Annotated in this window: 9 protein-coding genes and 1 other annotated feature; all 9 genes read right to left on the bottom strand. The window is 31.2% G+C overall.

Features of this window, described 5'->3' with window-relative positions:
* Window positions 1-11: 11 nt before the first annotated feature.
* The 9 genes from pfkA to rapZ all read right to left on the bottom strand — a co-directional run bounded on the left by pfkA (window position 12) and on the right by rapZ (window position 12,659).
* The gene (gene pfkA, locus B2P65_RS15035; protein WP_346880432.1) at window positions 12-971 is read right to left on the bottom strand and encodes a 6-phosphofructokinase; all 960 of its coding nucleotides are present in this window, start codon (window positions 969-971) and stop codon (window positions 12-14) included.
* Between the two features lie 377 nt (window positions 972-1,348).
* Window positions 1,349-2,869 carry a lysine--tRNA ligase gene (lysS, locus tag B2P65_RS15030; RefSeq protein ID WP_346880431.1) on the bottom strand — a complete coding sequence of 507 codons (1,521 nt, stop codon included), beginning with the start codon at window positions 2,867-2,869 and terminating at the stop codon, window positions 1,349-1,351.
* A 162-nt stretch (window positions 2,870-3,031) separates the two neighbouring features.
* Window positions 3,032-3,369 (bottom strand) — a binding site (T-box leader).
* Window positions 3,370-3,434: 65 nt separating this feature from the next.
* On the bottom strand, window positions 3,435-6,998 hold the full coding sequence (locus B2P65_RS15025) for a DNA polymerase III subunit alpha (protein WP_346880430.1): 3,564 nt from the start codon (window positions 6,996-6,998) through the stop codon (window positions 3,435-3,437).
* A gap of 60 nt (window positions 6,999-7,058) precedes the next feature.
* The gene (locus tag B2P65_RS15020) at window positions 7,059-7,649 is read right to left on the bottom strand and encodes a class D sortase (protein ID WP_346880429.1); all 591 of its coding nucleotides are present in this window, start codon (window positions 7,647-7,649) and stop codon (window positions 7,059-7,061) included.
* A gap of 200 nt (window positions 7,650-7,849) precedes the next feature.
* The gene (locus B2P65_RS15015; RefSeq protein ID WP_346873758.1) at window positions 7,850-8,140 is read right to left on the bottom strand and encodes a Dabb family protein; all 291 of its coding nucleotides are present in this window, start codon (window positions 8,138-8,140) and stop codon (window positions 7,850-7,852) included.
* Window positions 8,141-8,172: 32 nt separating this feature from the next.
* Window positions 8,173-9,477, bottom strand: coding sequence for a DRTGG domain-containing protein (locus tag B2P65_RS15010; RefSeq protein ID WP_346847669.1), 1,305 nt, complete (start codon window positions 9,475-9,477; stop codon window positions 8,173-8,175).
* 2 nt (window positions 9,478-9,479) lie between these two features.
* Entirely contained in the window at window positions 9,480-10,430 is a 951-nt protein-coding gene (gene whiA / locus B2P65_RS15005; RefSeq protein WP_346847670.1) for a DNA-binding protein WhiA, read from the bottom strand.
* A gap of 4 nt (window positions 10,431-10,434) precedes the next feature.
* The gene (locus B2P65_RS15000) at window positions 10,435-11,778 is read right to left on the bottom strand and encodes a gluconeogenesis factor YvcK family protein (RefSeq protein WP_346880428.1); all 1,344 of its coding nucleotides are present in this window, start codon (window positions 11,776-11,778) and stop codon (window positions 10,435-10,437) included.
* Window positions 11,775-12,659 (bottom strand): RNase adapter RapZ, encoded by an 885-nt coding sequence (rapZ, locus tag B2P65_RS14995; RefSeq protein WP_346847672.1) that lies wholly within the window; start codon window positions 12,657-12,659, stop codon window positions 11,775-11,777. The genes B2P65_RS15000 and rapZ overlap by 4 nt, the downstream gene beginning before the upstream one ends.
* Window positions 12,660-12,797: the final 138 nt, after the last annotated feature.

The raw sequence follows: 12,797 nt of genomic DNA, 5'->3' as shown, positions 1-12,797 counted from the left end.
TCTATAACCCATTAATTCGACAAATCTACACTTAATTTATATAACTCTTCATTAAAACATGATTTTAAATCTAAAGCTTCTTTTATATCTATATCTATAATTTTATTTGCCTTTATACCAATAAGTCTTGCTGTCTTTCCTTCTAACAACACTTTTACCGCTTTACTACCCATTCTTGAGGCTAAAATTCTATCAAAAGCACTTGGACTTCCACCCCTTTGTATATATCCAAGCACCGTTGCCCTAGTCTCTATACCCGTTATTTCCTCTATGCTTTTAGCTAATTTCTGTGCTCCACCTACACCTTCAGCTAAGATTATAATATTATGAAGCTTACCATTACGTTTTCCTTTGAAAATATTCTCACATATATCTTCAATAGTGAATTTTTTTTCTGGAACTATTACCTGTTCCGCGCCACCAGCAATACCTGAAAATAAAGCTAAATCTCCACAGTTTCTTCCCATAACTTCAATTACACTCACTCTTTCATGGGAGCTAGATGTATCTCTAATTTTATTTATAGCATCAATAGCTGTATTTAAAGCTGTATCAAAACCAACTGTATAATCTGTATAAGGTAAATCATTATCTATAGTACCTGGTATTCCAACTGTTGGTATACCTAAATCACTTAATTCCTTAGCTCCTCTAAAGGATCCATCTCCACCAATGATTATAATTCCATCTATTTTAAGGACTTTAATAACATTAAGTGCCTTCTGTCTCCCTTCAGGTGTTCTAAACTCTTCACTTCTAGCAGTCCTTAGGATAGTACCACCTCTTTGAATTATATCAGAAACAGAGTGTCTATCCATCTCAAATATTTCCCCATTAATAAGCCCATTAAATCCTCTATGTACTCCAAATACCTGGACTTCATTTTCAATTCCAATCCTAACCACAGCTCTTATTGCTGCATTCATTGCTGGTGAATCTCCACCGCTAGTTAATACTGCAATTCTTTTCATGATATTACCCCCTAGCTTTATTGTGGTTGCTATTTATTTAAATCTCTACTTACTTAACTTAAGTTTAATGTCTAAAGTTACTCATTGCAACCTCTTATTAAATGCATTTAAATGAATAACGATAAATTTCCCATTGTAAATGTTGTCAACTTTTAATAAAGTCTCTTATAATTTATTCTTCCCCATTTTATCCTTTATAATTAATAAATTTTATTAAAATTCACATGCAAAATTAAGAAGAGCTACCTCTATAATTAAACTAAGTTTTATCAACAATTCAATTTGCAATCTAATATTAATAAATTTTTTTATCTTCATGCAAATTAAGGTTAAATCTAAGTAAAATTTGAACTAACTCTTCTCATATTATCTTTTAATTATCTTTTTACTAATGGAAAAGCAATTACATCTCTTATAGATGATGAGTTTGTTAAAAACATCATCATTCTATCTATTCCTATTCCAAGACCTCCTGCTGGTGGCATAGCTACATCTATAGCTACTGCAAATTCTTCATCCATTGGGCTAGCAGTTTCAAGTCCTGCTCTTAATTTTGCTGCTTGCTCATGAAGTAAAATTCTTTGTCTTAATGGATTATTAAGTTCTGAATATGCATTTCCAAGTTCTACTCCAAAGGCATAAGGTTCAAATCTTTCTATTAACTCTGGATTTTCTCTATGAACTTTACATAGTGGAGACGAATCTAATGGAAAATCTATTACAAAGGTTGGCTCTATTAATTTATCCTCGCAATAAGCCTCAAATAGTATAAGTATTAAGTCTCCTTTATTTGTTTCTTCAATATTAAACCCTTCCCTTTGCTCCTCTTCTAATAATCCTTTTTCTATAATTAGAGGTACTATTTCTTCCTTAGTTAACCTTTCCACATCTATTCCTGTATCTTTAAGAACTAGATTGCACATAGTTTCTCTCTTCCAAGGGGCTTTAAAATCAATTTCAACACCGTCATATACAGCTTTAGTTGTTCCTTTAATTTTAGTAAATACATGCTCATATAAATCTTCCATAATTCTCATCATATCATTGTAGTCAGCATAAGCCATGTAACATTCAAACAATGTAAATTCTGGATAGTGAGTTCTATCTATTCCTTCATTTCTAAAGGAACGTCCCATACTAAAAACTCTATCAATGCCTCCAACCATTAATCTCTTTAAGTATAACTCTGGAGATACATTCATAAATACTTCGCAGTCTAATGCATTTACATTAGTTATAAATGGTTTAGCTTCTCCTCCGCCATATTTTGTATCTAAAATAGGGGTTTCCATTTCCATAAACCCTTTAGAATTCATAAACTCTCTTATGGCATACATCGCCTTAGCTCTATTTACAAATCTATCTCTTACATCTTCATTCATTATCATATCTAGGGATCTATGTCTTTGTCTTAAGTCCATATCTTGAATTCCGTGATATTTTTCTGGAAGAGGTCTTATGGATTTTGAAAGCACGGTAACATTTAGAGCTTTAATAGTTATTTCCTCCGTTTTTGTTTTAAATGCGAATCCGTCTACACCAATTATGTCTCCTACATCAAGAAGTTTAATAACTCCATAGGCATCTTCACCAAGATCATTTTTACTTATATACACTTGAATATTTCCATTCTGATCCCTTAAATTTAAAAATGTTACTTTACCCATTCTTCTTAAAAGCATTATTCTTCCTGATAAAATAAATCTCTCTTCACTATCTATTTTATCAAAGTTTTTTGTTATATAGATTGAAGTAGTGTTTGGTTCAAAAGTATAGGGATAAGGATTGATTCCTCTGCTTAAAAGTTCATTTAATTTTTTTATTCTCTCTACGTTAAATTCATTGGCATCTTGCATTATTTCTTGTAAGTTATTTAATTCTACATAATCATTGTACATATATAATAGTACCACCTTTCAATTTTGCTTTTTAATTTCTCATAACTTTTATGAAGCTAAATAACACCTCATTATAGTATTTTCTAGTAGACTCAGTTACGTTACTTTCGTCCATTAATAATTTTTTTGCAAAATAAAAACTCTCACCTCCAAGACATTAGTCTTGGGGACGAGAGTTTGGTAAGTTCAACTTCGTGGTACCACCCCAGTTTATTAATATGTCACCATATTAACCTTTTCAAGTACGGCTTTACAATAAAATATATTAAGCTTATACCCTAGCTCTATAACGGGAGCACCCGTTACACCATCTCTCTTCCTAAAGGAAACTTCTTTCTTTTTTAAGAAGCAACCTCACTTTAAGATAAACTCTAGTGAAGTAAAGATCCTGTGTACAACTCCGAGGCTTTTTTCACCAAACTGTTTTTTGCTTTCTCTCACCATCTAAAGCTCTCTGTAAAAAAATTGAGTTTGATTACTCTTCTCTTCATAGTTTTATTGAGTATATTTTAATATACTCAATATACAATGTCAAGAATTTTCAAAAAAACTTATATTATTAGCCTTATTCTTCTAAAACTTTAATATTATCATCCCCAAAGATTTCTCTCAATTTAGATGTAGTTTCATAATCATTATTAAGCCAACTATTTTTATTTATAAGATACTTTTTCTTCGTATTAGCAGCAAATAAGTAGGTTGGTGCTGAACCGAATTCCCCCATAAAATTGTCTCTTATAAGCTTCATTGCACTATTTAGCTTGCTATCATCTTCAACCCTTATATATATCTTATCTGCACTCACTTTAACTAATGGCGATATTTTTTCACATAATATTTTAGGTTGCTCTTCTTCTTCCAGGGCTATACGTCCTTCCACAGTGATTATTTCATCCTCCTCAACAAATTCTCTACAAGCTGAAAATGTCTTTGGAAATATGACTAGTTCTATTGTTCCAAATAAATCCTCTAAGGTGGCAAATGCCATAGCCTGATTATTTCTTGTAATTTTTTTAGAAACGGATGTTAAAAGCCCCCCTAAAATTACTTTTTGTTTATCCTTTACCTTTGAAACTCTCTCGCTAATAAGTCCTTCTACACCTGCACTTCCATCTTCTAAGGTATCTGCTAAAACTAAGTCTGATATCTTGTGAGTGGTTACATGTTTTAAAGTCTTCTCATAATCATCTAGTGGATGACCTGATAAATATATTCCTGTCATTTCTTTTTCCATAGCTAATAAATACTTTTTATTAAATTCCTGAATTTCTGGATAAACTATCTTAAAAGCACTATCTTCATCCTCAGCTCCTTGAAATAGACTGATTTGTCCTGGGACATTTCTCTTTCTTTCATTGTTTATTCCATCTAATATTTTTTCAAATACAGCTATTAATTTAGATCTGTATACTCCTAAACTATCAAAGGCTCCAACTTTTATAAGACTCTCTACAGCTCTCTTATTTACTGCTCCAGAATCAATCTTGTTACAAAAATCGCTAAAGCTCTTAAATTTCCCTTTTTCCTTACGTCTTTCCACTATTGATTCTATAACATTTACTCCAACATTTTTTATAGCTGAAAGACCAAATCTTATAGTGTTCCCTTGTACTGTAAACTTACTAAAGCTTTCATTTATATCTGGTGGAAGTACTTTTATTCCTATTTCTTCTGCAAACCTAATGTAGTATGCTACCTTTTCATTGTTTCCCATTATACTATTAAGCATGGCAGCTATAAATTCTGCTGGGTAATAATACATTAAATATGCTGTTTGATATCCAACTACTGCATAAGCTGCAGCGTGACTTTTATTAAAAGCATAGGATGCAAAATCCATCATCTGATCAAATATCTTATTAGCTGCTTCTTCTGTAATTCCATTTCGAATACATCCAGGTACTACAATCTTCCCCTCTTCATCTACTATTCCATGAACAAAGTTTTTTCTCTCTTCTTCCATGACCTTATGTTTCTTCTTAGACATGGCACGTCTCACAAGGTCACTTCTGCCTAGGGAATATCCTCCAAGATCTCTAACTATTTGCATTACTTGTTCCTGATACACCATTACCCCATATGTCACATCCAGTATACCTTCTAATTGTGGAGTTACATACTCTACTTTGTCTGGATTTCTTTTTCCTTCAATGTATTTTGGAATTTCTGCCATTGGGCCTGGTCTATAAAGACTTATTCCTGCTATGATATCTTCAAGACAGTCTGGTTTTAAATCTCTCATAAAAGAAGTCATTCCTGCAGATTCTAACTGGAATACTCCTACTGTTTTTCCTTCGCCAACCATTTGATAAACTTTTGAATCTTCAAAATCTATATGGTCTATATCTATTTTTATACCTTTATTTTCCCATATATTCTTAATAGCTTCATCCATTACTGTAAGGGTTCTTAACCCTAAGAAATCCATCTTCAAAAGTCCTAATTCCTCTAATGTACCCATGGTAAACTGAGTTACTATCATACCTTCATTCTTTTGTAATGGAACATATTCTACCAAAGGGTGAGATGCTATAACTACTCCAGCAGCATGGGTAGAGGAGTGTCTTGGTAAACCTTCTAAATCTCTAGCTACATCTATAAGTTCACGTACTCTCTCATCTACATCATAAAGCTCTTGTAACTCACTATTCATTTCCAGTGCTTTGTCTATAGTTATATTTAATACTGAAGGGATCATCTTTGCAATTTTATCTACTTCAGCATAGGAATAATTCATTGCTCTTCCTACATCCCTGATACATGCCCTTGGTGCCATGGTTCCAAAGGTAATTATCTGTGATACATTATTTTCTCCATACTTATCAACTACATAATCAATTACCCTTTGACGTCCTTCATAGCAAAAGTCTGAGTCAATATCAGGCATACTTACCCTTTCTGGATTAAGAAATCTCTCAAAAATTAAAGCATACTTTATTGGATCTATTTTGGTTATTCCCAAGGTATAAGCAACTATAGCTCCTGCTGCTGAACCTCTTCCCGGTCCTGTAGGAATCCCATTTTCATTGGCATATTTTATAAAATCCCAAACAATTAGAAAATAATCAACATATCCCATTTTCTTGATTATTCCTAACTCATAATCTAATCTATCGCACAGAAGTTTTCCTTCTTCATTTTCTTCTCTTATTTTATTTACTTTTTCTTCATCCAATACTCCATTTAAAGCTGAGAATACTTCATATCTTTCAATAAGTCCCTTATAGCAATTTTCTCTAAGATATTCAAAGGGATCTACCCCCTCAGGCAAAGGGAATTTAGGTAACTTAGATTCATGAAATTTATAATCGAAATCACACTTTTCTGCTATCTTTAGTGTATTTTCCATAGCCTCTGGTATATAAGAAAAAGTCTCATACATTTCTTCAGGTGACTTAAGATAAAATTGATTTGAAGGATATCTCATCCTAGTTTTATCTTCTACGGTCTTGCCTGTTTGAATACAAAGTAATACATCGTGTGATTTACTATCTTCTTCATTTATATAGTGAGTATCATTAGTACATACTAATGGAATATCACATTCCTTAGACAACTCTAATAACATTTCATTCACTTGTAACTGCTGGGAAATTCCATGGTATTGTAATTCTAAATAAAAATCATCTTTAAATATTTCCTTATACTTTAAAGCAACTTCCTTGGCCTTTTCTTTATTATCTCTAAGTAAATTTTTTTGAACCTCACCACCTAAGCAAGCACTAGTAGCAATTAATCCTTCACAATTTTCCTTTAAAAATTCATAGTCTACTCTTGGTTTATAATAAAACCCATCTATAGAAGCAGTAGATACTATTTTCATTAGATTTTCATAACCTACCTGATTTTTAACTAACAAAACTAAGTGATAGGTATCATTGTCTTTTTGAGGTTCTTTAATGTACATTGATTTTCCTGCCACATATATTTCACATCCAATTATAGGTTTTATCCCATTTTCTATAGCTTCTTTATAAAAATCTACTGCACCGTACATAGTTCCATGATCAGTAATAGCAATAGCTTTCATACCTAATTCCTTAGTTCTTTTAATAAGTTTAGATATTTTACCTGAACCATCTAAGAGACTATACTCTGTATGCACATGCAGATGTACAAAATCCTTCATATTTTCACCCCCTGCATCCTTGGTAACAAAACTAAATTCTTTTAAAATACTTATTTTATATTATCTTTCTAACTTACCTCTTACTATTAATCTGTCCTTACCATCATAAGTACATGTTACAAGGGTTATTGTTGCATCCTCACTTTTATCTAAAACATAGGTGTCTTCTGGAGCAACTGTAAAGCTCTCTGTAACTTTATAGGTAAAGGTCTTATCATGAGTAGATACTATTATATCATCATTAACTTCTAATTTGTTTAGTCTTAGAAAAAATTCTCCTGTATCATAGTTTCTATGTCCTGCTAGTGCAAAGTTACCCATATCCCCTGGCATAGCAGTATCCTTAAAATGTCCTACTGCATATTTTATTATTTCATCCTCAGTACCTTCTGCTACTACTACTTTCAAATTTATTTTTGGTATTTCTAAAACTGCAATTGGATTTACCATATCTATATAAGGAAGTTTTTCTTCCTTACTATTCTTATTTTTTTCATGATTAACTTCTTGCTTTTCTTCTGATACAAATTTGTCATAAAGCTGATCTTGAACTTTTTTTGTTTCCCACTTTCCTCTAACAGCAAACAGTAATAATCCAATCCCCACTAAAATTAAAAGTATACTTATAATGTTTCTAATCTTCCCCTTCATTAAAACACCTCTTTTTACTTAAAATTATCAACTATTAAGTAATTATACACACATATGTTTTGTAACATTCTCAAAAATGGAATGTCTTATATAATTAATCTTTTTAGTCCCAGTAATTTATCTATAAAACTGAACTAAAAATTAATGATTTTGAGACATTCCATGATAAACAGAGTTCTTTTTATCTTTAAAATAACACTTTATTTAATATAGTCAGCCACTTTGGAAACCTCAATATAGGGCTTAATTTTACCTAAAACTTCATTAACATGATATGGATGTATCTGATATTCATTCATGTCATCTACAGAATCAAATCTAGTTATAAGACATACATCAAAAGATCTATCCGTATGAAGCTCATCTATTCCTACTTCTATCTCCTTAAGCTCAGGTATTTTTCCTTCCATAGCTTTAAGAGTATTTGCTACAAACTTTACGTTTTCACTTGTATTTTCTTTTAATTTAAATAAAACCACATGTGTAAACAACTTTTTACCCCCTATACATTAACCTATTTTATTTAATTATTTTTTAGTACCTTGGCTGATAGCATAGCCTTCGCCATAATCTCTTTATTTTGATTATACATTGTTACTTCTACCTTTGAATAATATCTTCCTCTATCTATTACTTCAGAATATACATCAATTATCCTACCCATTTGAACTGGCTTAGTAAAATAAGATGTGAAACTATCTATAGCTACATTTGTAATACCATTTTGTCTTAATACCATAGTTCCCATAGTTGATAAAAGCATATTTAATGCATTCCATGATGCAGTACCTATAGAGTCAAGCATTTCAGGCACAATTTCTCCCCAGAAATGCATCTTATTCTTACTAGACTCAAATTCAAAATTCTTTAAAATTAAATCATCCATAGTATGACCTACATGAGGCTGTCTTGTAACTATTTGTAATGCCTTTATTACATCTCCTCTGGAAATTATACCTATTAATTTCTTTTTATATACCACTGGGCATATTTGAATTCCATCCCAAGCCATGATATGTGCTGCATAGGCAACTGTGCTTGTAGGGTTTAACACAATAGGATTCTTTGTCATAATGGTATTTACGATCTCATTGTCATCATGATTATTTATTTGAGTTATACTTACAAGACCTATAACTCTAGATTCCTCATCTAAAACTGGAAATCTTTCATGCCTAGTTTTCTCTGATAATTCTTTTAATGCTTTAATCTTGTCCCATACATTTAAGTATTCTGGATTTTTATCCATAACATCTTCTACTAATACAATTTCCTTCTTAACATTATTTTCATATATAGCCTTATTTATCATGCTTGCAACAGTAAAGGTATCATAGGTACAGGATATTACAGGCAAATTTGTTTTATCTGCTAGAGTCTTTATTTCATCACTACATTGAAAGCCCCCAGTGATAAGCACAGCACATTGATTTTCAAGAGCTAGTCTTTGAGCTTTTTCTCTATTTCCTACTATAAGTAACGAACCTGGGCTTATGTATCTCTTAATGGTTTCAACTTCCATGGCTCCTATTATAAATCTTTCAAGAAAATTATTCTCTCCACCCTTACCACCAATTAAGGTTCCATCTACCATGTTTACAATTTCCCTAAAGGATATCTTGTCAATATTCTTTTTTTCTAACTTTTCTACTCTTACTGTACCAACCCTAGGAATTGTATTGACAATTCCTATAGATTCACACTCTTTTATTGCTCTATATGCCGTTCCTTCACTGACACCTAATTTACTACTAATTCCTCTAACAGATATCTTAGTATTTATATCTAAGGATAGAATATATTTAATTATTTCTTCATGTTTTGACATGCCTATCTACCCTCTTTCCTAAGCTCATCAGCTATTTTTTCAATTCTTCTAAGACGATGATTTACTCCTGATTTTCCTACAGGCGGATTTAACATAGCTCCTAACTCCTTTAATGATTCATCTGGGAAGGCAAGCCTCAATTTAGCTACTTCCTTTAAATTTTTAGGTAGCCTATCAAGTCCAATTTCACTTTCAATAAGCTTTATACTTTCCACCTGTCTTACAGCTGCATTAACAGTTTTACTAAGATTTGCAGTTTCACAGTTAACAATTCTATTTACATTATTTCTCATTTCCTTCATGATTCTTATATTTTCAAGCTCTAATAATGCATTATGTGCACCTATTATATTCAAAAGATCTACTATTTGCTCTCCCTCTTTTAAATATATTACAAAACTATTTTTCCTTTGTATTACTTTAGAATTAAGCTTATAACTGTTAATAAGATCACTAAGTTCATTGGCATAATCTTGATCATGAGTTACAAACTCTAGATGGTAAGTTTTCTCTGGGTTACTAATACTTCCTCCCCCTAAAAAAGCTCCCTTTATATATGCTCTCTTACAATTTTCATTTTTTATAACTTCACTAGGTACTCCGTAGTGTATATTAAATAAGCCATCCTTTTCTATTATTCCCAATTCTTGAAGGAGTCCCTTTACATCTACTTCTTCTGGTATTAAAACCATATATATATTATTTTTCTTTAACGAATTGCTTTTCTTTACTAATAATTTAGTGTGAATATCATAGAAATCTTTTAAATTCTTAAAAATCCATCTTGCTATAGCTGGATTTTCAGTTACTATCTTAAAAGTAATAGATCTGTTAAATCCAAAACCCAATGTTCCACTTGACTTCATTATAGCTGATAATTGGGCAGCTATTTCATCTTTAGATAATTCACTATTTCTACATACTTCATTTTTTACCTTTAGTGAAAATGACATTTCTCTACTCCCTATCCTTTTTTTCTCTTCTTAATCTCTGTGATAAATATATATATTCAAAAATTCTTTTCTCATCATTAATCATTTTTTTCTTTAATATAGTTTCTATAAGTATTTTAGCAAGTTTATCCTCATCATGTCTTATGAGTTCTTTTTTAATCTTTATCATATCAAATTCTATATATTTTACATTTAGCTTATCTTTGTCACCATGGTCAAGTTGAACAAAGGTTGAGCCTTTTTGTAAGTATCTTTCTTTTATATTTTCTTCTTCCTTTGAGAGTCCTTTATTTACAATAGCATAATCAATAGGCATACCTTGGCAATGTTTCATTATAGCTCTTATATGATCTTGAACACTAAAGTTATCACTCTCACCTGGTTGAGTCATTATATTTGATACATAAATCTTTAATGCTTTAGTGGCCTTTACAGCCTCTCTTATATCACCTACCATTAGATTAGGGATTATACTAGTATACACACTTCCTGGACCTAATATAACTGCATCAGCATCTCTTATAGCATCAACGGCCTCTTGAACCCCCTTAGCATGTTTAGGCTCTATAAATACTCTATCTATAGGTGATTTTCTATTTAAGCTCTCAGTAGGTATTGAGGATTCTCCTTTTATTATGTCTCCATTTTTTAGTTTTGCATATAATTGCACATTTTCTAGAGTAACAGGCAGTACTTTTCCTGTTACTGCTAAAACCTCACTAGTTTTTTTAATTGCCTCTAAAAAATTATCGGAAATCCCATTCATAGCAGCTAAGAATAAATTACCAAAACTTTGATTTTCTAAAGAACCATCCTTAAATCTATACCTAAAGAGCTGTTCCATCAAAGGTTCAGTATCTGCTAAAGCTATTATGCAGTTACGAATATCTCCTGGTGGTAACATTCCTAAATCTTGCCTCAGTACTCCAGAACCACCTCCATCATCAGCCACTGTAACTACTGCGGTTATATTAGTGGTATATCTTTTTAGTCCACTAAGCATATTGGAGAGCCCTGTTCCACCTCCAATAACTACCACCTTAGGACCCTTTACTAATATACTATTTTTAAAAAAATCATCGTCAAAATTTTTCTTTCCCATAGAAAAATTCAAGGCTTCAAACTTTATTATATCTATTACTTTTTTAGTATACTTCTCTAAACTTATATAGGTCAATACACACCCTAAAACTAGTATTGCTACTAAAAATATTTTAATAGAAATACCTTCACCCCATCTTCTTATAAGCTCAATTATAGAGTAGGAAATTAAAAATACACCTAAAATAATTTGGCATATCCACCTCTTAATTCCCACACCAGGCATTAACCCGTCCTTAAGCTTCATCGCTTTCCAGCTCCTCTACTTACATCCTCATTTATATCTCTATGATCTATAGTTACACTATTACCATTATGATTTAAAGTCTCATATACTTTATTTGCAATAGCTACAGAACGATGTCTACCTCCTGTACAACCAATAGCAACAATCAATTGTCTTTTTCCTTCTATTTTATAATTAGGGATTAAAAATTTAAGCATATCTATAAATTTTTCTACAAATTGCTGTGTTTCAACTTTAGATAATACATAATCTTTTACCGGCTTATCTAGGCCGCTAAAAGGCTTTAGATCAGCAATATAATATGGATTAGGAATAAATCTTACATCCATAACTAAATCCGCATCTAAAGGTATTCCATATTTAAATCCAAAGGATATTACATTAATAAGTAAAGGACTTTCAATTTGACCTTCATCTCCATAGGCCATAGTTATTTCTTCATTTAGCTCTTTATTAGTTAGTTTTGATGTGTTTATTATTTTACTAGCCCTTTCCCTTATTCCTTTTAGTTTTTTCTTTTCTATACTTATACCATTAATAATCCTTCCATCTGGTGCAAGAGGATGTTTTCTTCTTGATTCTTTATATCTTTTAACTAAGGTTTCATCTGTAGCTTCAAGGTATAATACTTCATATAGATAACCTTCTTTATCAAGAGTGGACAAACTACCTAATAAGTCATCAAAAAATGTTCTCCCTCTAATATCTACTACTATGGCAATTTTATCTATTTTACCTTCAGTTTTAAAACATACTTCAGCAAATTTTATTATAAGGGTTGGTGGTAAATTATCTACACAGTAAAACCCTAAATCCTCAAGTGATCTTATTGCTTGTGTCTTACCTGCTCCTGACATACCTGTAACTATCAAAAATTTCATTCTATCACACCTCTTTTGCATATTTAATTCCAGTAAAACTTTTAAATTTAATCTTATTTTAATTTAAAATTATACTTCTTTTAAATTAATATTTTTAATAAAAATTAACACTAATATCTATATATTATACACATTAAT

Origin of the sequence: Clostridium sp. UBA3061, assembly GCF_002367465.1 — a bacterium.
In the GTDB taxonomy this organism is placed as follows: Bacteria; Bacillota; Clostridia; order Clostridiales; family Clostridiaceae; genus Clostridium_J; species Clostridium_J sulfidigenes.
This window is presented reverse-complemented; position numbering and strand designations above follow the sequence as displayed.